The sequence below is a fragment of the Brevibacterium sp. CT2-23B genome, from assembly GCF_013168765.1.
GTDB classification, from domain to species: Bacteria; Actinomycetota; Actinomycetes; order Actinomycetales; family Brevibacteriaceae; genus Brevibacterium; species Brevibacterium sediminis.
In genome coordinates this window covers 256,471-278,588 of the sequence record NZ_JABBYK010000004.1, presented here as the reverse complement: position 1 = coordinate 278,588, position 22,118 = coordinate 256,471, and the positions used below count along the sequence as shown (strand labels likewise).

The 22,118-nt window shown below is 66.6% G+C and carries 19 protein-coding genes; 8 read left to right on the top strand and 11 right to left on the bottom strand.

The genetic code is table 11. The annotated features are described in order from the left end of the window. The first annotated feature begins 50 nt into the window (after positions 1–50). The 4 genes from hutH to HIM68_RS12225 all read left to right on the top strand — a co-directional run bounded on the left by hutH (position 51) and on the right by HIM68_RS12225 (position 5,349). Positions 51–1,727, top strand: coding sequence for a histidine ammonia-lyase (hutH, locus tag HIM68_RS12240; RefSeq protein WP_172172539.1), 1,677 nt, complete (start codon positions 51–53; stop codon positions 1,725–1,727). Positions 1,728–1,879: 152 nt separating this feature from the next. Continuing rightward, a complete protein-coding gene (locus tag HIM68_RS12235) occupies positions 1,880–3,148 on the top strand; it encodes an allantoate amidohydrolase (protein WP_172172537.1) in 1,269 nt (422 codons plus the stop codon). After that, complete coding sequence (locus HIM68_RS12230) at positions 3,145–4,602, top strand: amidohydrolase family protein (RefSeq protein WP_172172535.1); 1,458 nt, start codon at positions 3,145–3,147, stop codon at positions 4,600–4,602. Before HIM68_RS12235 ends, HIM68_RS12230 begins: the two co-directional genes overlap by 4 nt. Before the next feature lie 3 nt (positions 4,603–4,605). Next, entirely contained in the window at positions 4,606–5,349 is a 744-nt protein-coding gene (locus HIM68_RS12225; RefSeq protein ID WP_139469441.1) for an IclR family transcriptional regulator, read from the top strand. 143 nt (positions 5,350–5,492) lie between these two features. On the opposite strand, the gene HIM68_RS12220 is transcribed toward HIM68_RS12225, so the two are convergent. The 3 genes from HIM68_RS12220 to HIM68_RS12210 all read right to left on the bottom strand — a co-directional run bounded on the left by HIM68_RS12220 (position 5,493) and on the right by HIM68_RS12210 (position 9,492). Then, the gene (locus HIM68_RS12220; protein WP_253903928.1) at positions 5,493–7,265 is read right to left on the bottom strand and encodes a BCCT family transporter; all 1,773 of its coding nucleotides are present in this window, start codon (positions 7,263–7,265) and stop codon (positions 5,493–5,495) included. Between the two features lie 286 nt (positions 7,266–7,551). Further along, positions 7,552–7,932: a VOC family protein gene (locus tag HIM68_RS12215; RefSeq protein WP_139906695.1), complete on the bottom strand. Its 381-nt coding sequence runs from the start codon at positions 7,930–7,932 to the stop codon at positions 7,552–7,554. A gap of 387 nt (positions 7,933–8,319) precedes the next feature. Further along, complete coding sequence (locus HIM68_RS12210; protein WP_172172533.1) at positions 8,320–9,492, bottom strand: methyltransferase domain-containing protein; 1,173 nt, start codon at positions 9,490–9,492, stop codon at positions 8,320–8,322. A gap of 116 nt (positions 9,493–9,608) precedes the next feature. Between HIM68_RS12210 and HIM68_RS12205 the strand changes: the two genes are divergently transcribed. The 3 genes from HIM68_RS12205 to HIM68_RS12195 all read left to right on the top strand — a co-directional run bounded on the left by HIM68_RS12205 (position 9,609) and on the right by HIM68_RS12195 (position 13,294). Further along, a complete protein-coding gene (locus HIM68_RS12205) occupies positions 9,609–11,192 on the top strand; it encodes an amidohydrolase family protein (RefSeq protein ID WP_172172531.1) in 1,584 nt (527 codons plus the stop codon). After that, positions 11,192–11,902 carry a sulfite exporter TauE/SafE family protein gene (locus HIM68_RS12200; protein WP_172172529.1) on the top strand — a complete coding sequence of 237 codons (711 nt, stop codon included), beginning with the start codon at positions 11,192–11,194 and terminating at the stop codon, positions 11,900–11,902. Before HIM68_RS12205 ends, HIM68_RS12200 begins: the two co-directional genes overlap by 1 nt. A gap of 180 nt (positions 11,903–12,082) precedes the next feature. Beyond that, on the top strand, positions 12,083–13,294 hold the full coding sequence (locus HIM68_RS12195) for a LacI family DNA-binding transcriptional regulator (RefSeq protein WP_172172527.1): 1,212 nt from the start codon (positions 12,083–12,085) through the stop codon (positions 13,292–13,294). A gap of 58 nt (positions 13,295–13,352) precedes the next feature. Here HIM68_RS12195 and HIM68_RS12190 read toward each other — a convergent pair whose 3' ends face one another. The 5 genes from HIM68_RS12190 to HIM68_RS12170 all read right to left on the bottom strand — a co-directional run bounded on the left by HIM68_RS12190 (position 13,353) and on the right by HIM68_RS12170 (position 17,791). Further along, positions 13,353–14,819 (bottom strand): uracil-xanthine permease family protein, encoded by a 1,467-nt coding sequence (locus HIM68_RS12190; protein WP_172172525.1) that lies wholly within the window; start codon positions 14,817–14,819, stop codon positions 13,353–13,355. A gap of 205 nt (positions 14,820–15,024) precedes the next feature. Beyond that, positions 15,025–15,537, bottom strand: a complete 513-nt coding sequence (locus tag HIM68_RS12185; protein ID WP_172172523.1) for a hypothetical protein — start codon at positions 15,535–15,537, stop codon at positions 15,025–15,027. Positions 15,538–15,703: 166 nt separating this feature from the next. Then, entirely contained in the window at positions 15,704–16,519 is an 816-nt protein-coding gene (locus HIM68_RS12180) for a class I SAM-dependent methyltransferase (protein ID WP_172172521.1), read from the bottom strand. Positions 16,520–16,707: 188 nt separating this feature from the next. Continuing rightward, the gene (locus HIM68_RS12175) at positions 16,708–17,067 is read right to left on the bottom strand and encodes a DoxX family protein (RefSeq protein WP_172172519.1); all 360 of its coding nucleotides are present in this window, start codon (positions 17,065–17,067) and stop codon (positions 16,708–16,710) included. A gap of 10 nt (positions 17,068–17,077) precedes the next feature. Further along, on the bottom strand, positions 17,078–17,791 hold the full coding sequence (locus tag HIM68_RS12170) for a TetR/AcrR family transcriptional regulator (protein WP_172172517.1): 714 nt from the start codon (positions 17,789–17,791) through the stop codon (positions 17,078–17,080). Positions 17,792–17,876: 85 nt separating this feature from the next. On the opposite strand from HIM68_RS12170, the gene HIM68_RS12165 reads away from it, so the two are divergent. Further along, positions 17,877–19,148, top strand: a complete 1,272-nt coding sequence (locus tag HIM68_RS12165) for an Nramp family divalent metal transporter (RefSeq protein WP_253903927.1) — start codon at positions 17,877–17,879, stop codon at positions 19,146–19,148. Here the strand turns inward: HIM68_RS12165 and HIM68_RS12160 are convergent. From HIM68_RS12160 to HIM68_RS12150, 3 genes are read right to left on the bottom strand one after another with little or no spacing between them, the layout of a single operon-like run. Next, the gene (locus HIM68_RS12160) at positions 19,117–20,061 is read right to left on the bottom strand and encodes a metal ABC transporter permease (RefSeq protein ID WP_172172513.1); all 945 of its coding nucleotides are present in this window, start codon (positions 20,059–20,061) and stop codon (positions 19,117–19,119) included. The two genes, HIM68_RS12165 and HIM68_RS12160, sit on opposite strands and share 32 nt — an antisense overlap. Beyond that, complete coding sequence (locus tag HIM68_RS12155) at positions 20,058–20,897, bottom strand: metal ABC transporter ATP-binding protein (protein WP_172172815.1); 840 nt, start codon at positions 20,895–20,897, stop codon at positions 20,058–20,060. The genes HIM68_RS12160 and HIM68_RS12155 overlap by 4 nt, the downstream gene beginning before the upstream one ends. Before the next feature lie 20 nt (positions 20,898–20,917). After that, positions 20,918–21,841, bottom strand: coding sequence for a metal ABC transporter substrate-binding protein (locus HIM68_RS12150; protein ID WP_172172813.1), 924 nt, complete (start codon positions 21,839–21,841; stop codon positions 20,918–20,920). Positions 21,842–22,118 lie beyond the last annotated feature (277 nt).

The window sequence follows — 22,118 nt, the reverse complement described above, 5'->3', positions numbered from 1 at the left end:
TTCACCCACGACTCAGACATCACACTGACGCACTCACAGAAAGGCACACGATGACCACATTCATCGATCTCGACCCCGATACGCTGACCTTCGCCGAGGTGGTCGACGTCGCCCGTCGCGGAGCGTTGGTCTCCCTGTCCGATGCCACCCTGGCCCGGGTGAACAAGTACCGCGAGGCCATCGACGCCCTCGCTCAGGCGGAGAAGCCCGTCTACGGAGTCTCGACCGGATTCGGTGCGCTCGCCCAGCGTCACATCCCCGCGGAACTGCGCACCCAACTGCAGAAATCCCTCATCCGCTCCCACGCCGCCGGCGTCGGCGAACCCGTCGAACGCGAGGTCGTGCGCGCCCTCATGCTGCTGCGCGCCCGCACCCTGGCCACCGGTCGGGCCGGCGTCCGCGCCGAAGTCCTCCAGACCTACGTCGACCTGCTCAACGCCGGAATCACCCCGGTCGTCCATGAGTACGGCTCACTCGGCTGCTCCGGTGACCTCGCACCACTGTCGGCATGCGCCCTCGTCGTCATGGGTGAAGGCGTGGCCGAGGGGCCAGACGGAGTGGCCGGGCCCGCCGATGAGATTCTCGCGAAGGCCGGAATCACCCCGGTCACCCTGGCCGAGAAGGAAGGCCTCGCGCTGGTCAACGGCACCGACGGCATGCTCGGCATGCTCATCATGGCCCTGACCGACCTGGAGAACCTGCTCACCGCCGTCGATGTGTCCGCGGCCATGAGCATCGAAGGACTCTTCGGCACCGACGCCGTCTTCGCCCCTGAACTCCATTACGCGCTGCGCCCGCACGACGGTCAGGCCGCCTCGGCTGCGAACATGCTCGCCTCGCTCGCCGATTCCGGCATCACTGCCAGCCACCGCGACTCCACCCACCTCGTCCAGGACGCGTACTCGATGCGCTGCGCCCCGCAGGTCAACGGCGCCGCCCGCGACGCCGTCGCCTTCGCCACCCAGGTGGCCGAACGCGAACTGCGGGCCGCCATCGACAACCCCGTCGTGCTCACCAATGGAATGGTGTCCTCGAACGGCAACTTCCACGGTGCACCGCTGGCCCATGCCTTGGACTTCCTGGCCATCGTCGCCGCCGACGTCGCCTCGATGTCCGAACGCCGCACCGACCGGATGATGGATGTCGCCCGCAACCAGAACCTCACCCCGTTCCTCGCCGATGACGCCGGTGTCGACTCCGGCCTGATGATCGCCCACTACACGCAGGCGGCCATGGTCTCCGAGGCCAAACGCGGCGCGACTCCGGCCTCGGTCGACTCAATCCCGTCCTCGGCGATGCAGGAAGATCATGTGTCCATGGGCTGGTCGGCCGCACGCAAGCTGCGCAAGGTCGTCGACAACCTCGCCTCCGTCGTCGGCATCGAACTCTATGCCGCATCCCGTGCCTGCGATATGCGCGACGCCGCACCGGCACCGGTGACCGGAGCCGTGATCGCGGCGATCCGTGAGACGGTGCCGGGGCCCGGACCCGACCGGTTCCTCTCGCCCGAACTCGCCGAGACCATTGCGAAGGTCAAGGACGGCTCGCTCGTCGCCGCCGCCGAGTCGGTCGCACCGCTGACCCACACCGTCACCGCTGCTGCCGGAACCTGGCAACCGGAAGACGGCGGACCGGCCGTCAACGATCCCGAGTTCACTGCGCTGGGCAACCTCGAAGCCGCCGCCGAGGCTTCGGGCACCTCCGCAGCCACCACCCACCAGGACTGACGCCGGGCCGGGGCGGAACCTGCGTGTGGTCCGTCCCGCCCCGCGGCTCGTCCGCACCGGACCCGACCGTCGGGCCTCTGATGCCAGGGCCGGCCGACCACGGCTCCGACACATCACCGGACCCGACCGATTTCGAACGGAGTGAACTGACAATGAGCGATGTCGTCTCGCTGCTGAGCCAGATCGAGGACAACGGCCGCGACACCCGCGGGCCGGGCTACCAGCGGCCCGGATTCTCGGCCACCGAACGGGAGCTGCGTGAGTGGTTCCTCGCCGAGGCGGACCGCCGCGGCCTCGACACGGAGATCGACGCCAACGGAATCACGTGGGCATGGGCCACCCCGCAGGGTGCGAACGCCGTCGTCACCGGTTCCCACCTCGACTCCGTGCCCGGCGGCGGCGAGTTCGACGGCCCCCTCGGCGTCGCCTCGGCGCTGGCGGCCTTCGACGTGCTCAAGGCTTCCGGCGCACTCGACCAGTCCACCCGGCCCTTCGCTCTGGCAGTGTTCCCCGAAGAGGAAGGCTCACGCTTCGGTGTCGCCTGCCTCGGCTCGCGGCTGCTCACCGGCGCCATCGACGTTGACCGCGCGCTCGGCCTCAAGGACGCCGCCGGTGACACCTTCGCCGACGTCGCCCGTGGCTATGGCCTCGACCCGGATCGGATCGGGCGTGACCAGTCTCGGCTGGCCGGAATCGGTTCCTTCATCGAACTCCATGTCGAACAGGGCGTCGGTCTGATCAACACCGATCAGGCCGTCGCCATCGGCTCCTCGATCATCGGTCACGGGCGCTGGCACTTCGCCTTCTCCGGTCAGGGCAACCACGCCGGCACGACTCCGATGAGTCATCGCGCCGACCCGGTGGTCGCGGCCTCCCGCGTGATCGGGGATATCCCGACCCTAGCGGCCGCCACTGACGCGAGCGCCGTGGCGACCGTGGGCCGTACCCTCATCCACCCGGGCGGGACGAACGTCATCGCCTCGTCCATGAGCTTCTGGCTCGACATCCGCCACTCTGACGATGCCGTCGTCAAACAGGTGCTCGAAGCGATCAGCCGACGTGCGAAGGACCACGGCGCCGATTCCGGTGTCGAGGTGACCATCTCGCAGGAGTCCTACTCGCCGACGACCCACTTCACCGCCGACCTCAACTCGCGCCTGACCTCGGTGCTGCCGGACGCTCCGCTGCTGCCCTCGGGCGCCGGACACGATGCCGGAATCCTCGCACCCCATGTGCCGGCGGCGATGCTCTACGTCCGCAACCCGACCGGCGTCTCGCACGCTCCCGAAGAGGCCTGCGAGGTCGACGACCAGAGGGCCGGAGTCGACGCGCTCGTCAACGTGCTCGCCCGCGAACTCGGCATCGAACACGCCATTGCTGACGGCAGTGCCGGAGGTCCGACGAACGGAGGTGCACGATGAGCACCCGTTACTGGTGCGAATCCGCCTGGGTCGACGGAGCCGTCGCCCACGGGGTGCTGCTGAGTGCCGATGACACCGGAACGCTCACCGCGGTCGAGACCGGAATCGACGCCGCCCCCTCCGACGCCGAGGCGGTGCACGGGTTTGTCCTGCCCGGTGGAGTCAACGCGCACTCGCATGCCTTCCACCGGATGCTGCGCGGACGCACCCACGGCGACGGCGGCACCTTCTGGACCTGGCGCGAAGTCATGTACTCCGTCGCCGCGAAACTCGACCCCCAGTCGTACGAGACCGTGGCACGCTCTGTCTTCGCAGAGATGCTCGCCGGCGGCTACACCTCGGTGGGGGAGTTCCACTACGTCCACCACGCTCAGGACGGAACGCCCTACGGCGCCGATCGTCCCCGCGGGGACGCGGCGGATCCGGTCGCCGAGGCGGACGAACACACCGAACGTCCCCGCGGGGACGCGAGCGACGCGAATGACGATGCCGAACTCCGTGCCCACGCGATGGAACGAGCGCTGGCACGGGCGGCCGCCTCGGCGGGGATCCGCATCCGACTGCTCGACACCTGCTACCTCACCGGCGCCATCGACTCCGAACTCTCGGCCGAACAGGCCCGTTTCGGCGACGGCACGATCGACGGGTACATGGACCGGCACACCGGCCTGATCGACACCTTTGCCGACGAATTCCCCGTCAAGGCTCCAGGTGAGAGCTTCGTTCACGTGGGTGCGGCGATCCATTCGATCCGCGCGGTCCCAGCCGCAAACCTGCCTCGCTTCGCCGAACTGTCCGGCCCCGTGCACGTGCACCTGTCCGAGCAGCCGGCCGAAAATGACGCCTCACAAGCGGCTTACGGAGCCAGCCCGACCGAGGTGCTCGCCCGCTCGGGCGTCGTCGACGACCGGCTCTCGGCCGTCCACGCCACTCACCTGAGCGAGGAGGACATCGCGATCCTCGGCGGGTCCCGATCGACGATCGTCATGTGCCCCTGCACCGAGGCGGACCTCGCCGACGGCATCGGACCGGCCCGTGAACTCGCCGACGCCGGAGCGGTGATCTCCCTCGGCTCCGACCAACACGTCGTCCTCGACGCCCTGCGCGAGACCCAGGGGCTCGAGGCGGGGGAGCGGCTGCGGTCGGGTCAGCGTGGACGGTTCTCCCCGGCCGAACTCATCACGGCACTCACCGAAGGCGGGGCGCGCAGCCTCGACCTTCCCGTCGGCGCGCTCGAGGTCGGGAAGGCGTGCGACTTCGTGGCTCTGCGCACCGACAGCATGCGCACCATGGGATCACTGGACGAGCAGATCATCCTCACGGCCACCTCGGCGGACGTGCATCTGACCGTCAGCGGCGGCCAAGTCCGCGTGCGCGACGGAGTGCACACCGAACTCGGCGAAATCGCCGAGCTCTACTCTCGGGCCTTCGCGGTCTTGGAGATGGAGGGCTGAGTCGTGGCTGAGGTTCCGGCACTGCGGCGGGCGATCGCGATCCTGCGGCATATGGCCTCGTCGAATCGGTCGATCACGGCCGGTGCCCTGGTCAGGTCGCTGGAGATTCCGCGGTCGAGTGCGTATGACATCCTCGCCGTGCTCGAGGAGCTCGGGCTCGTGGCGCGCACCGAATCCGGGTATGTGCTCGGAGCCGGTGTGCACGAGCTCGGGGCGTCCTACCTGCGGACGAATCCCCTGCAGCGGTTGGCGCAGCCGATCGTCCGTCAGCTCGCCGAGGATACCGCTACGACCGCGCAGCTGGCGGTCATCCGCGGCTGGGAGACGGAGTACGTGCTCAAGGAGCAGTCGCTCAAATCCGTCGCGGTCATCACCGCCACCGGTGTGCGCATGCCGAGCTACCTCACGGCGACCGGCCGGGCGATCCTCGCCCAGCTGCCGAAGTCCGAGGTGCTGGCGATGCTGCAGTCCGAAACCGAGTTCGTCACGCGCACAGGCAAGGGCCCGACCTCGGTGAAGGCGCTCAACGCCGTGCTCGCCCAGGAACGACGGACCGGCAGCGCGATCGAACACGGCGAAGTCACGCCGGGGATCTCGACGCTCGCGGCACCGGTGTTCGATGTGCTGGGTCGCCCGATCGCGGCAATCGGCCTCTCCTTCGTCACCGAGACCCTGCCCGAGGACACCGGTCCTGTGGTCGACCGGGTCAAGGCTGCCGCCGCCGAGGTGACCGCCAAGCTGCGGTGACGGTGCTCAGTTCTGGTCACGCCACCTCCTTGGGCTGCCGGAGCTGACAATCCTCGCCGACCGCTCGCGTTGCCGTCGCTGTACTGAGTTATGCGGTGAGCGGTGGACGGTAACGTGAGCGGTCGGTGTGATCGGATCGAGCGTCAGAGTCCGAGCACTCGTCGCTCGCGCGCGACCTCCTCGACGATCTGGTGATCGCTGCGCAGTTCCTTTATCAGGGCGATGCCGAGGACGACCACGATGACGGTGAACGGCACCGCCGAGAGCATCGCCGCCTGCTGCAGGGCCTGCAGTCCGCCCACGAGGAGCAGGACCACCGCGCAGCCGCCGGTGAGGAACCCCCAGGTCGCGATCACCGGACGCCGGGGCGCGAAGGATCCCTGTGAGGACAGCGAGCTGAGGACGAAGGTGTTCGAGTCCGCGGAGGAGACGAAGAACAGGATGACCATGACGATCGTGAAGACCGAAGCGAGCATGGACAGCGGCAGCTGGTCGAGGAGGCTGAAGAAAGCGGTGTCGAGGTTGTTCTGAGTGGCCTCACCGATCCTGGCCCCATCGATGTCGAACTTGATCGCCGAACCGCCCATGACGGTGAACCAGATGAAGAACACGGCGCTGGGCACGAGCAGGACGCCGGCGACGAACTCCCGGATGGTGCGGCCCTTCGAGATCTTGGCCAGGAAGATGCCGACGAAGGCGCTCCAGGACAGCCACCACGCCATCATGAAATAAGTCCAGCCGAGCATCCATTCGCTGTCCTCGGCACTGGTCGGGGTCATGAAGTTGAGCTCGACGAAGTCTCCGGCGAAGGCGCCGATGGAGCGGACGAACAGGTTGGAGACGAAACCGCTGGGTCCGGTGATGAAGACGAAGAGCCCGAGCAGGGTCGCCATGGTCAGCGTGATCTGGGAGATGTACTTGATGCCGCGGCTCACTCCGGTCAGTGCCGAACCGGTGAAGAGGAGGGTGAGCACGGTGATGACGATGATCTGGCCGATGATGGTGGAGTCGATGCCGAGGACGGTGTTGAGGCCCTCGCCGATCTGCGAGGCACCGAGTCCCAGGGACGTCGTCGTGCCGAAGAGTGTGGCGATGATGGTGAGGATGTCGATGAAGCTGCCGACCCAGCCGTCGACGAAGCGGCCGAGGACGGGGCGCAGCATCGTGGACACGAGTGCTGGCCGGCCCTTTCGGTGGGTGGAATAGCCGATGGCCAGTCCGAAGACGCCGAAGATCGCCCAGGCTTGGAAGCCCCAGTCGAGGTAGGAGAACTGCATCGCGCGAATCGCCGCGTCCATGGTCTCCGGTTCCGCCAGTCCGTGGGGCGGGGTCATGAAGTGGGACATCGGCTCGGCTACCCCGTAGCTGACCAGGCCGATCCCCATCACGGCAGCGAGGATCATCGCCAGCCAGGTGATCGTGCGGTATTCGGGGCGGGAATCGGATGAGCCGAGGCGGAGGCGACCGAAGCGGCTGGCTGCGAACCACACGAGCATCGCGATCGCGGCGAAGGGAACGACGAGATAGATCCAGCCGAATCCGGTGGACACCGTCGTCATCGCCCGCGTCATGATGTCCGACAGGGCATCGGGGGCGATCGTTGCCCACACCATGAAGGCGATGACGGCGATGACCGAGCATATGAAGACTGTCCCGACCCGGTTGGAATGTGGGGCCGCGACGGGTGCGGTCTGTGTGGTGCCCGGAGCAGGCTCGGACTCTGTCCCTGCCTCGGGTCCGGCTCCGGCGGCAGGGCCGGCCCCGGGGGCAGGGGGAGGGTCGTCCGACCCGCCCGAGGAGGTGGACGCCGTGGAGCGGTCGGAACCGCCTGCAGTGTTGCTGGCGGGTTCGGGGGAGGGTGAGTTCAGCATCGTCATCGTGGTCTCCGCGCTCGTGGCCGCCTCGGCGGCAGGCATGAGCGATCGTCGGGTCGGTCGGGATCGGCAGATTACACAACAGGCCCCGCGAACTGGGTCGTTCGTGGGGCCGTGCGACTGACGAGTCTATGCGCTCGTCGCCGAATCACCGCATGTGTGAGGGCAGAAACGGCAGAGTGTGAGTCTTCTCGCGGTGGAGCATTGACGCTGCTGGGTCACGGCGACCGCTCATGTTGCCGTCGCTGGACCGAGTCATGCGGCGAGCGGTGGGTGCTGACTCGAGCGGTGGGTGCTGACTCGAGCGGTCGGTGAGTGTCAGGGGCAGTCAGAGGTAGGGGCGAGTGATGAGCTCGAGATACATTCCCGACGGGTCGAGGAAATACACTCCGCGACCCCCGTGTTCGGTGTTCGTCTCCTGCGGGCGAGTGCGCTGTGGGTCTGCCCAGAAATCGAGGCCGCGCTGTTTGAGCAGGTCAACGGCTCGGTCGAAATGGTCGTCAGTGCAGAGGAAGGCCATGTGCACGGGCAGAATGTCATATCCCGGTGGGGGAGTGGCGAATTGGAGCATGACTCCGTCGGAGAGCATGATGTTGGCGAACGGTCCCCAGGATTCGGTGTGTTCGGCCTCGAGGATATCGACATAGAACTGCGCCGAGGCGACCGGATCCGCTGCGGCGATGATGGTGTGGTTGAAGGTTGCTGACATGATGAAGTCCTTTTCGAATGAGTGGTGGTTCGCTGATCGCCCGAGATTGTTTTCGGGCAGGGAGAACTGACAATTGTGAAAATGGCTTCGTCATGGGGAGGGCCGCGAGCAGAGCGCTCGCGACCTCTGCGGCTCAACTGTCGACCGGGTTACCGATCCGTGAGCGGCTGTTCGCCTGTCCGGTCATCGCCACCGAGCATACAACCCCAGGGGTCGAAGCGGAACAGTTTTCGCGAACGTCCGACGTCGCCGACCGCTCGAGTTACCGTCGCTGTACCGAGTTATGCGGCGTGCGCTGGGCGGTATGTCGAGCGGTGGGCGAGTGCAGGCCGAGTCAAGGCGAGCGGTCGGCGGTAGCCCGAGCGATCGGCGCGGGCACGTGGTTGTTCACCGCCGCTGGAGGAGGACCGCGGCCTCGAGGTGCTTCGTGTGCGGGAACATGTCGAAGATCCGGGCCTGAGCCACCTCGTAGGCGGGCATCCGCGCGAGATCCTTCGCCAGGGACACGGGATTGCAGCTCGAGTAGACGATGTGCTCGACACCGGAGTTCTCCAACGCTGCCGACAGTCGTGCACCGATCCCCCGCCGAGGCGGATTGACGATCACGCAGTCCGGCCGTTCGTCCGTGCTCAGGTTCTCCTTGGCGAACCCCGTGGCATCGCCGGCGAGGAACCGAGCTTCGATGCCGAGTTCGGCGGCGCTGACCTTCGCCGACTCGATCGCCTGTTCGCTGACCTCGACCCCGGTGACCCGTCGCGCAGGGGAAGCGCAGTAGAGCGCGAACCCTCCGACGCCGCAGTACAGATCCCACAGGCTCGAAGCCTCGACAGCGTCCACCCACTCGGCCACTTGGTTGTAGAGCCCGATGGCGACAGCGGTATTCGTCTGGAAGAAAGACTGCGGCCGCAGATGGAGATCGACCCGATCGAGGTTCATCCGCAGCGATTCGCCGCGCAGCATCTCTTCGCGGCTGCCCTCGAGCACGGCCTTGTGCTCGGGCAGCAGATTCACCGACACCACGGACGCATTGGGGATGACTTCGAAGAGCCGACCCTTCCGCGATCGCAGCACGTCCAGCCCGTGCTGAGTGCGGACGACGAAACGAATCATCAGCTCACCCGAAGGTGCCGCCGTGACATGGACGAACTTCAACTCCCCGCGGCGAGCAGCAACATCATAAGGCTCGAGTCCGGTAGCATCGAGGAAGTCCGCAAGCACCGGGATCACCGCCCGGATCGCCGGGGCCTGAATCCCACAGTCACGCAGATCGACACCGTGGAACTCCTGATCGAGGATGCCCAAGGTGACATTCCCGGCTGACCCACCGACGGCGAGCTTCGCCCGATTCCTGAAGTCCCGTAATCCACCGGCGAAGGTCGGCAGCCACACCCGCGGAGCAGCCTCGGCGAGGACTTTGCGGCACCAAGCTTCCTTGTCGGCGATCTGCTGCCCGTAGTGTGTTTCGATGAGCGCGCAGGAACGGCACTCCCCGCGCTCGAAATACCCGCAGTGCAGGTGCCCATGATCCGCCGAGGCGGGGGTGAGCGGCAAGGTCGTCATCCCCACATTCTAATCGGCGATGGGCCCCGGAAAATCGTTGACCCAGCCCGCCCGACAACCGTAGACTGAACCTAGCCAAATCGATTTGGCTCTGCCCTCGAAGCCCGAAGGACCCGATGACTCAGCTGCGCAGCCTCCACCAAGCCCCGACACTGCTCGTCCCGGAGAAGGTCCTCCTTCCCGAAGGCGCGCAGACCGGCCACGCGGTGCTCGTCGACGACGGCCGGATCCTCGCTGTCGGCCCCCTCGCCGAGGTGGACGCCCAGGCCCGATCGCTGCTGACCGACGCGAACGCCGCCGACCCGATTCCGAGCGCCGACCGGGCGCCCGCCGAACCTGTCCGCATCGACCTGCCCGGACGCCTGCTCATGCCCGGCTTCATCGACGCCCACCACCACCTCACCCAGACCTTCGGAAAATCCCTCGTCTTCGGCGAACCCTCCGAGATCTTCCAGCGCGTCTGGGTGCCCATGGAGTCGAACATGGACGCCGAAGCCATCGACGTCGCCACCCGCCTGGCCGCCTGGGAATCCCTGCGCGGCGGCTTCACCACCGTCACCGACGCCGGCACCCGTTCGAGCGTCGACGTCTCCGCGATCTCCGATATCACCGCCGAGATCGGCCTGCGCTGCGTGCTCGGGGTCATCTGCAACGACCTCGGTGGAGGAGTGCGTACCTCGACCGTCGCCGAGGTGGTCGCCGCCGCAGAACGCCACCTGAGCAGGTGGGACGCCGAGTCCCTCGTCCACCCGTCCCTGGCCGTGTCCATCCCCGAGGTCGCCTCCGACGAGGCGCTCGTGGCGATCACACGCCTTGCCCGGGAGGCCGGTGTGCCGTTCCAAACCCACCTCAACGAGCACATCGTCGCCGTCGAGCGCTCCCTCATTTCCGGTGGTGAGCGTCCGCTCGAAAGACTGGCCCGCCTCGGTGCGCTCGGTCCCGAGCTGCTCGCCGCACACGCCACTCTCCTGACCCCGCGGGAGATCCGACTGCTCCGCGACTCCGGCGGCGCAATCGCCTACAACCCGGTCGCCAGCTCCTGGAAGGGCAATGCCGTGGCGCCCGCACTGCTCATGCACGAACTCGGAATGCGCATCGGACTCGGCACTGACGGCACCCGCTCGGATGCCTTCCGCCTCCTTGACGCCGCCGAGACCGCGCAGCGGCTCACCGGCGGAATGGACGTCATCGACTCGTCAGCCGGCGGCGGCTGGACCTGGCTCGAACAGGGCCTGCGCGGCGGTGCCGACGCCGTCGGACTCGGCGGGCAGATCGGGGAGATCTCACCCGGTGCCCGTGCCGACCTGCTCGTGCTCAATATCGACACTCCGGAGTTCGTGCCTTCCTGGGATGTGCCGTGGGAACTCGTCCGACTGGCCAACCGTGACCAGATCGAAGCGGTCATCGTCGACGGCAAACTGCGCCTCGAGGGCGGTTGGCCCGTCGACTGGGACGGCCGCGAATTCCTCGAGCGTGCGAAAGACGTCTCCCGACGGGTGGTGGAGAACTCCCCGATCACCCGCATCGACCCGAACGCGGCCGACCACCGGGCACGGTGGATGGCCGAGCACGGGACCGCCCCGGCCAACACGCCGTGGAACGGTGGGACCGCCTCGGTGAACGCACCGTGGAACGGCAGCCCCACCTCGGCGAACGCACCGCGGAACAGCGGCCCCACCTCGGCGAGGGATGACTTCTGATGTCGATGCTCGCCTTTGCGATCATCGCCGCGGTCGTCCTCGTCTCTGCGTTCGTGCAGGGGTCGACGGGGATGGGGTTCGCGATGATCCTCGCGCCCGTCGTGACGTTCATCGACCCGAGCCTCATCCCGGTGATGTTGCTCGTGCTGATGATTCCGCTCAATCTCTACATCGCCGCGCGCGAGCGTGAGCACATCGACTGGACCGGCGTGAAATGGATCAGCGTCGGACGGTTCGCGGGCACATTCGCGGGTCTGTGGATCCTCGTCATCGTCAACCTGCACCAGCTCGCGCTGCTCATCGGCTGGTCGACGCTCATCGCCGCGGTCGTCGCGCTGCTGGCACCGAAGTTCACGCCGAACAAGCCGGTGCTCGCGACGGTCGGGCTCGTCACCGGAGTCACGGAGACCTCGACGGGCATCGGCGGCCCGCCCTACGCGCTGGCCTATCAGCACAGTCCCGGCCCGGAGCTGCGCTCGACGGTGGCGGTGTGCTTCCTCGTCGGAGAGATCATCTCCCTCATCGTGCTCGCCTTCAGCGGGCAGGTCTCGGCGGACACGATGGTCACGACCGCGTGGATGCTGCCGTTCCTCGCGGTCGGTTCGTTCCTCTCCCGATATGTCCACCACCGCCTCGACGGGCCGGTGCTGCGCTATATCGTCCTCGGCTTTGCGATCGTCTCCGGCATCATCGTCATCGTTCAGGCGTGAGGGCGGCGAGTGCCAGGTGCGGCGAGGAGTGGACGCAAACGGAATCTTGGGCTGCAAACCTAGGTCGCAATCGGATACCTTCAAGCGCGAGAATTGTCCGGTTGCGACCTATTTTCGGGCAGCGAACCTCCTGTGCAGCTGTGCCCTCGTCGGCGCCACGCAGTGAAGTAGGCTGATTCCATGTCTGACTTCCCGCGCGCGCACCGCGTCACGATCGCCGATGTGGCGCGTGAGGCCGGAGTGTCGCGGACGACTGTCTCCCATGCGCTCAGCGGTCAGGGCAAGGTCAACGCCGCCACCCGGGCCAAGGTCAAAGAGGTCGCCGAGCGGCTGAACTATCGGCCCAGCGCCCGTGCCCGCAGTCTGCGCTCGGGCAAGTCGCAGACCCTCGCCCTGTTGTCCTCGATGCCCGCGGCAGTATCCGCCGGGCCGTCTCAGCTGGGCTTCTTCACCGAACTGGCCATGGGATGTGCGCGGACCGCTCTGCTCGAAGGCTACGTCTTCGTCCTCGCTCCACCCACCGAGGCGGCTGACCCCGTCGATCTGCTCGACATCGATGGTGCGATCCTCCTGGAGCCCACCGCCGATGATCCCCTCGCCGAGGCGCTGCGTGACCGTGCCATCCCCTACGTCACGATCGACGGACCGAGTTCGGGAGCTGGCGACGACGCCCTGACCTCTGACGAGGCAGGTCCGGCGCGTGCATCGACAGCTTCGACCGGAGCCGCCAGCAAGTGGAGCATCGACCTCCACCACCGGGCGACTGCTCAGCTGTTGCTCAATCATCTCCTCGGCGAGGGAGCCACACAGCCGGCGCTGCTGGTCAGCCGCAGCCTGCGCGGAGCACAGATCGCGGCCCGCGAGGTCTATGCCGAGACCGCAGCCGCCCGCGGTTTCACGCAGCTGATCGCCGAGGCGGATGAGACCTCCGGAGAAGACGGAGCCTTCGCCGCCGCCGAGGAGCTGTTGGCCGCGCACCCGGACATCGATGCGGTGCTCGCGCCCATCGACACCTTCGCCACCGGCGCGGTGAGGGCCGCTCAGGAATTCGGCCGAACGGTCGGAGAGGACCTGCTCATCGCCACCCGCTATGACGGTCTGCGTGCACGCACGAGCCATCCGCCGCTGACCGCGGTCGACCTCGGGCTCGAGGCGATCTCGGGCGCGGCGGTCGAGATGCTCGTCACCGTTCTCGACGGTGATCATTCATCGAATGCGACCGTTGTCCTGGACGGCAGCACGGAATCCGTCGCCCGGGACGGAGGCGACGCGAAACCCGCCGCGACGAACGAATCAGGGTCGGCGGCCTCGGCGGGTTCATCCGGTCCTGTTCTCGTCGTCAGGGAATCGACGGCCGGCCATCCGCCGGACCGGAGCAAGGACGGAGCCTGACTCTCGGGCCAGTGGTACGGTGCCGCGTCGAACCTCAGATCCGGCCACCGGCCGAACCTCAGATCCGGTAGTCGGCAGGTCTCTGGTCGAGCTTGCTCGGGTCGGCGATCGGAGTCCGGGCCTTCGGGTGACGGTTGCGCTTGCCGGTGTGGTGGAAGAGCAGGTTGAGCAGCACCGAGACGAACGCGGCCATGGCGACACCGCTTCCCAGCAGGGACGATGCCGTCTGCGGCAGCTTCGAGTACATTCCGGGAAGGAGCACCGGCATGAGGCCCGCGGCCAGGCCGACGGTCGCGGTGATGAGGTTGCCCGTCTGATTGAAGTCGATCTTCGCGAGCATCTGGATGCCGAGGACGGCGATGATGGCGAAGACGACCACAGCGGTACCGCCGACGACGGCCGAAGGTACACCGTTGAGTATGCGGGCGACGGGACTGAGTCCGATGAGGATGAGGAGGATTCCGGCGATCGCGGTGACGTAGCGGCTGCGCACACCGGAGGCGCGCACGATTCCGACGTTCTCGCCGCTCGTGACCATCGCAGGGGTGCCGAAGAGGCCGCCGAGGATGGTGATGATGCCGTCGGAGCGGATGAGGCGGGGGACCGCGCGGTGCGGTTCGACCTTCCTGCCGACGATCTCGCCGTTGATGATCGTCTGTCCGGTCGCCTCGGCCATCGATGCGAGCGCCCACAGCAGCATGGGGATCGCGGCGATGAGATCGAACTTCGGCGAACCGAAAGGGAAGAGAGTCGGCACGGCGAACAGCGGTCCGTCGGTCTGACCGGAGAAGTCGGTCGCGCCCATGAACGCGCCGACGATGGTGCCGCCGACGAGCCCGACGGCCACAGAGAGTTTGCCGAGCATTCCGCGGAAGAACCGGAAGCACACGATGGTGATGAGGATGGTGATGAGGCCGAGCAGCAGGTTCTGCGGGTCGCCGAAGTCCGGTGAGTCCGGTTCGCCGACCATGAGTTTGCCGGTGACCTGAACGAGGTTGATGCCGATGACGATGACCATGATGCCGATGACCAGCGGCGGGAAGAACTTGAGCACCTTGACGAACAGCGTCACCGCGAGGATGTAGAAGACTCCCGTGAGCAGCACTGCTCCGACCGCGGTCTCGACATCGGTGCCCTGCGCGATCGTGATGAACAGGATCGTCGCGGCCCCGCCCGGGAGCATGACGAACGGCAGTCGCACGCCGATCTTCCACACACCCACCGACTGCAGGATCGACCCGAGACCGGAGAAGACGAAGACCGCCGACAGCACCGCCGAGGTGGTCTGCGCGTCCAGCCCCAGTGCGGTGGCGATGAGGAATACCGACGAGATCGGGGTCGCCACCATGACGAGCACGTGCTGGATGGCGAACGGAATGAGATTGCGGATCGGCCGCAGCTGATCGACGGGGTGGACGGCCTTGCCGGAAGTGGTAGCGTCCGCGGATGGCGTTGTGTCGGCGGCGGCGTCGGCGTCGTTGCCGACTGTGCTGCCGGTGTGGTCCGGATCGGGTGTTGCGGGCATGGCACTGCTCCTCGATGCACATCGTGATCGGCCTGAAATACAGCGGCCAAATCGATTTGTTCAATCGTGCATCGAGGGAGGGGCGGTGTCAATAAGCGGTTCGGAATTCGGACAGATCGCCGAAAAACGGGCTGAGTGTCGAGAAACGCATGTACGCACCCGTTTCTCGACACTCAGCCCGTTTTTCGACGGAGTCGGGGGAGGCTCAGGCGGCGAGGAAGCTGAGGACGACGAAGGTGCCGAAAGAGACGAACGGGGCGATCGCTGCGATTGCGATGGCGATGACGCCGGGTGTTCGGCCCCGCCCGGTGACCGCGGCCGTGATGCCCAGGATGATGGCTGTGACTCCCGCGCAGGTGCACAGGCCCTGGACGCCGACGAGCACGGTCGCCAGGGTCTGATACCAGTCCGGGGTGTCCGTGAAATAGTAGCCGGATGCTGCCTCCGAAGGCCCGACGGTGGCGCTCAGGATCACCGAGGCGGCCAGGCTGAGGACCATGGCGACGATCGAGAGCGCCACGGCCACCTTGCCCAGCGTCGGCGACTTCGCCGAGGCGGCACCGTCCATTCGGGCCGCAGCGGAGCCATAAGCATCGGCAAGATCGTCGGGATGCGGGGAGGCATAGATGGGTTGGGCAGGAGGAGTCGGGACTCGAGGCTGCTGTGCCGCGAGCTCATCATCGGTGGGCTGAGGGTACGAGAAGTCCGTCGAAGTCATGCTTCGACGCTATCGACAAGGACCGGCTGCGCCCCATCCTGCTATCCCAAGAGCGAGGTCGGGAAAACCTCCCTGCGGGCCGAGCCCGGCCAGTAGCCGCGAATTCAGGTCACAAACGGATACTTTCGGGCGCGAGGAACCTCCGTTTGTGACCCAGATTCGGGGTTCAGGGCTTGCGGGCGACGATGAGGAACCGCTTCTGTGTGACCGAAATCGGCTCACTCGACTCGGCTAAGCGTCTGAGGACATCGAGGTTGGACCTGACGGTGAACCCGGGGACATCCCACGGAATATAGGCGAGGTACTCGATGACCGCCTCGACGTCGGTGAAGCGCATCGTGCCCTGCCACTTGCGGGCCGCCTCGATCGCCAGTCCCTCACTCTCGACGTCGCTGATGCGCGGTTCGAGCTGCTGGCGCAGATCGCCCACCCCGCCGCCGAAGAGATCGCGGAACTCCTGAGCCTCCGTGCCGTCGACCTGCTGGGTGAGGAACAGTCCGCCCGGGGAGAGCACGCGGGCCACCTCGGCGAGGTCATAGCTTTCGTGGCGGTTCATCACAAGGTCGAACTCACCGTCGTCCCACGGCATCTCCGGGTGGTGATCGCTGTCGTACCGGGTGACCTCGACGCCGTAGTCCTCCAGCATCGAGGCAGCCAAGGGGACGTTGGGCTCCCACCCCTCGGTCGCGGAGATCGTCGGCGAGGGTTCGCCGGGAGGCCGGGCCTCCTCGAGGCGATCGATGAGTTCGCTGAGGCGCTCGCCGCCTCCCGTGCCCATGTCGAGGCAGCTGCTCGACTCGGCCATTGCGTCGAGGCAGATCTGGTCGAAGTCCCACGGCGGATCATCGGCGACGAGGCGTCCGGCCAGCGGGGAGAAGTTCCAGCCTGTCATCGAGGCTGTCTCGTGGATCCAGGCCCATCGTTCGTGGCGTTCGTGGGGAGTCTCGTCGCGCGTGCGACTGCTGTCGGCATATTCGGGCATGTCCACACTCCTCTGCCGGGTGGCTCGGCACCAACACCGAGCAGTTCTGCAACTCTGCCGGACGGCTCGGCACCGCGATGGCGCCGGTGCCGTACTTCGACTCTAGGCCAAAACAGGATCGAGGTGCGGGATGTGGCGAAGAATTCTCCGGACTGAGACATGGACTACGGCGTGCAGTAAGCGGGCGCTTATACGACGAAACAGAAGATGAGCACGGCGAGGCTGACGACGAGCATGCCCAGGCAATTCAGCCAGAAATCCCGGCCGATATAGCCGGCCCGCAGATGAGCGGCCGCGGCGCAGAGGAAGTAGACGACGAGGCCCGCCGTGGCCGCCGCGCCGAATCCGGGAATCCAGATCCCTGCCACCAGGCCAGCTGCGGCGAGGAACTTCACCACCGCGAGTACCCACCACCACTCCCGCGGGAAGCCGACGCCATCGAGGCAGGCGGCGATCGCCTGCGGCGGTCGAAAGGTGAGCAGGCCGTCGCCGAAGACGATGACCGCGAGGACGACGACCGGCCAGATCGGATCGGGCAGCAGGATCATCGTGAACCCCTCACAGCGAACTCCGAACGCGAGTGTGGAAGACGATGCTGGCCAGCATCGCCTCGACGGCGTCGTCGAGACTCATCGTCGTCGCCGCCCACCGGAAGAGGATGCCCAGGTATGAGTCGTAGAGTGCTGCGGCGCTGGCCCGCGCATGGTCCTCGTTGATCCCGATCGAGACCAGCGATTCGCTCAGGCGGCTCTGCAGATCCGCGGCGAGGGTGTTGAATACCTCGGGTTCGCCCTTGACCCGCATCATCGCCGCAGCGTAGTCCCGTGACAGGTCCTCGTGTTCGGCGAAGAACTCGAGGAAGGGCAAGAAGAGTTCGAGCAGATGACGCTGCACCGCCGAGGATGGTCGGGACGGGCCCGTGTCCCTGGGGCTTGCCCCAGCGCAGGCCCTCATCCCGACCGAACCTGCGGCCGTCGAGCTCCCTCGCTCCGAGAGACTCCCGCGCTCCGACAGGCTCGCTCGCCGAGGCGGTGACGTGTAGGTCCCGTCCTGCAGCTGACCGATCCACCGATCGAAGCACCGGACGAGGATGGCGTCCTTGTCGCCGACCGCCATCACTCGGCCCACCGACACCTCCGCGGCCTTGGCGATCGCCCGGATGGTCGTGGCCTTGAAGCCGTGCTCGAGGAGCAGCTCGGCTGCGGCACTGACTATCCGATCCTCGGTCTGTCGGCGCTTGCCGGACCTCAGCTGAACGTGTTCACTGGCCATGCTCGAACCTTAGGTCCTTCCGTGTTCACTTTCCAGGCCCTGTGTCGTGTTGCTCTCAACAGGAAAGTTTATGTACCTTAACTTTATGAACGTCGAACCCTCTGCATCGGTGCGCACCCGTGAGCGTGGGCGGAAGAAGCACGGCCGGAAGAAGATCTCCACCGCAGTCCTCCTCGGCCCGGCCTTCGTCGCCGCCATCGCGTATGTCGATCCGGGCAACGTCGCGGCCAACCTCACCGCCGGCGCGGAGTACGGATACCTTCTCGTCTGGGTGCTCGTGGCCGCGAACCTCATCGCCGTTCTCGTCCAATACCTGTCCTCGAAGCTCGGACTCGTCTCCGGGCAGTCGTTGCCGAGCCTCCTCGGTGATCGCCTTCGGAAGAGGTCCCGCCTCGCATACTGGGGGCAGGCCGAGGTCGTCGCCATCGCCACCGATCTCGCCGAAGTCATCGGCGGCGCGATCGCACTGAAGATCCTCTTCGACTTGCCGCTCCTGCTCGGCGGACTCATCGTCGGGGTGGTGTCGCTGTTCCTGCTGTCGATCCAATCCACTCGCGGTCAGCGTCCCTTCGAATTCGTCATCATCGGATTCCTGGTCATCATCGCCATCGGCTTTCTAGCAGGCCTGTTCGTCGGGGATGTGAATTGGGGGCAAGCCGCAAGTGGAATCGTGCCACGGCTCGAAGGCACGAACTCCGTGGTGCTGGCCGCGAGCATGCTCGGCGCTACCGTCATGCCCCACGCGATCTACCTCCATTCGGCGTTGTCGGTCGATCGTCATCGTGACAATGCGACCGCCTCGACCGGGCAGCTGCTACGCGCCAGCCGCTGGGATGTCGTGCTCTCCCTCGTCGTCGCCGGATCCGTGAACATCGCGATGCTGCTGCTGGCCGCCGCAGCGCTGCGCGGCCAGACCGGCACCGACACCATCGAAGGTGCCCACGCGGTCGTCGCGGCCAACCTCGGCGAGGTCGTCGGCCTCTTCTTCGGCATCGGACTCCTCGCCTCGGGGCTGGCCTCGAGCGCCGTCGGATCCTATGCGGGCGCCTCGATCATGCAGGGCCTGCTGCGGGTGAACATCCCGATCGTGTGGCAGCGCGCGTTCACGATGATCCCCGCGCTCATCGTTCTCGCCATCGGCGTCGACCCGACCTGGGCGCTCGTGCTCAGCCAGGTCGTGCTCAGCCTCGGCATCCCGTTTGCGATGATCCCCCTGGTCAGGCTCACGAGCAGCCGCCGCGTCATGGGCGAATTCGCGAACGCACGCTGGATCACGCTCATCGCCGTGGCCGCCTCGGCGCTCATCATCGTCCTCAACGTCGTCCTCATCGTTCTGCTCGCGCTCGGCGTCGACTGACCTTCGCCGAGGCGGAGCGGCCGGCTTGGGTCGATGCGGATCGGACTCGTGTATTCGCGCGCTTACGGCGCATCGCTGCCAAGCGACGACCGATGAGTCCATGTCGAGGAGCGAAGAGATAGACGAGAGCGAAGACCGCGCCCTGCGAAAGCACCACCATCCCTCCGGAAGCGGTGTCGAGGTAGTAGCTCGAATAGAGACCGATCACCGCGCACAGAATCGAGATCGCAGGCGCGATGAGCAGCATCCGCTGAAACCTGTCCGTGAGCAGGTATGCGGTCGCACCGGGCACGATGAGCATCGCCACGACGAGCACGACCCCGACCGCCTGCAGTGCGACCACGGAGGTCAGGGCGAGCAGCCCGAGCAGGGTGGCGCCGAGGAAGCGCGGATTGATCCCCAGCGCATGTGCATGAGTCGGGTCGAAGGCATAGAGCGTGAAATCGCGGTTCTTGGCTGCGAGCACAAGCAGGGCGATCACCCCGAGGATGGCCACCTGGACCAGTTCGGAACGCGAGACGCCAAGGAGGTTGCCGAAGATGATGTGGTTGAAGTCGACGTGCGAAGGGGTGACGGAGATGAGGACGAGGCCCAGGGCGAAGAGCGAGGTGAAGACGATGCCGATCGCCGCATCCTCCTTGATCTGGCTGGTATCGCGGACGGCTCCGATGAGTCCGACTGCGAGGAATCCGAAGACCACCGCACCGAGGGCGAACGGCGCGCCGACGACATAGGCGAGAACGACTCCGGGCAGTACTGCATGCGAAACGGCATCGCCCATGAGCGACCAGCCGATGAGCACCAGCCAACAGGAGAGAACGGCGCACACAACCGAGGCGATGAGGGTCGTCGCCAAGGCGCGGAGCATGAAGTCGAAACCGAAGGGCTCGAGCAGGAAGTCGATGAGAGTCATGCCGTCTCTCCTTCGATGCGGTCGGCTCGGCCCGAGTTGGGACGCTCACTGTCCCGGGGTGTCTCGCTCGCACCGGACGGGTCGAGGCCGAACGCCCGGGCGAGATTCTCCGGTCGGAGCACCTCGGCGGGAGAGCCGTGGAGGAGGACGCGGCGCATCAGGAGGATCGCCTCGTCGGCGAGTGCGGGCAGCGCATTGAGGTCGTGAGTGGACACGAGCACCGTCGCCCCCGCCTCGGCGAGTTCCTTCAGCAGGCCGGTGATTGTCGCCTCGCTGCGTTTGTCGACGCCGGCGAAAGGCTCATCGAGGAGCAGGATCGTCGCCCCCTGCGCGAGTCCGCGGGCGACGAAGGCCCGTTTCTTCTGCCCGCCCGAGAGCTGACCGATCTGCCGGTCGGCGAACTCGGTGAGTTCGACGCGGTCCAGAGCGCTCTCGACGGCCTCGCGATCGGCTCTTCGGCTCATCCGGAGCGGGCCCATGCGGCCATAGCGACCCATCATCACCACATCGCGGACCGAGAGTGGGAAGTCCCAGTCGACGTCCTCGCTCTGAGGGACATAGCCGAGTGCTCCGGCCCTGCGGGCCCGCCGTGTCGGGCCGCCGTCGATGCTCACCCGCCCGGAGTCGGGGTCGACGATGCCCATGATCGTTTTGAACAGGGTCGACTTGCCCGAGCCGTTCATCCCGATCAGCCCGCAGATGCGTCCCCGCTCGAGCGTCAGGGAGGCGCGATCGAGAGCGAGCGTGTCCCCGTAGTGGACGGTCACCTCGTCGACGGTGATCGCCGGCGGTGCATCGCCGGCCGGCCCGACCGTGGAGCTCGTCTGTTCGGTCACGGAAGCGGGAGCTACGGAACTCACGATTCGCTCCCGGTCAGGGCCTCGGCGATGACCTGCGCGTCGTGGCGGATGAGGTCGAGGTAAGTGGGCACGGGGCCATCGGCCTCGGACAGCGAATCGACGTAGAGCGTGCCGCCGAATTCGGCCTCGGTGGCTTCGACGACCCGATCCATCGGCGCCTGGGAGACCGTGGATTCGCAGAAGACTGCGGGCACATCGTTGTCCTCGACGAAATCGATCGCCGAGGTGATCTGGCCCGGTGTCGCCTGCGATTCGGCATTGACCGGCCAGATGTACTTCTCCCTCAGTCCGGCATCGCGTGCGAGGTAGGAGAACGCTCCTTCGCAGGTGACCAGCGCCCGTTGGGACTTCGACAGCGTGGAGAGGTCCTCGACGAGGTCGTCCTGCACCGTCTGCAGCTGTTCGCTGTAGTACTTCGCGTTGGCAGTGAAGTCATCGGCATGGTCCGGGTCGAGGTCGGCGAAGGCGCGGGCCATGTTCTCGGCGTAGATCTGGACGTTGAGCGGGCTCATCCAGGCGTGCGGGTTGGGTTTGCCGGCGTAGGCGTCCTCGGTGATCGAGAGCTCGTCGACCCCCTCGCTGACGACGGTGTGAGGGACGTCGACCTCGTCGACGAACTGAGAGAACCACTGCTCGAGGTTGAGCCCGTTGTCGAGTACGAGATCGGCCTTCGCAGCCTTGCGGATGTCGCCGGGAGTGGGTTCGTAGCCGTGGATCTCGGCCCCGGCCTTCGTGATCGACTCGACCTCGAGGTGCTCGCCCGCGACATTGTCCGCAATATCGGCGAGCACCGTGAAGGTCGTGAGCACGACCGGTTTGTCGCCGGCGTCCTCGGCCGTCGCGGCGCTGCCGCAGGCGGCCAGACCGAGGGGAAGGGCCGCGGCCAGGGCGGCAGTGAGTCCGCGACGAGAGCGAGAAATCGGGTGCCCGGTGGGGGCGTTTCCGGGTGCAGATGCGGCGTCGGCGGCGGTGGTGGAATTGCTGTGCTCAGACACGAGGGGCTCCTTGTCGTCGGGGGTCCCGAATAAAAGTTAAGGTACGTTAACTTTATGCCCTGAGCTGAGGAAAGCCAAGTCGTTGGGCACTGCCGGAACGGCGGTCCATTCCGCTGACGGAGGAGTGTGGAGGGTGGTGTTGCGATGGACCTTCGCCGAGGCGGCTCGCAGTTCCGAGGTCACCGACGTGTCCTTGTGGAAC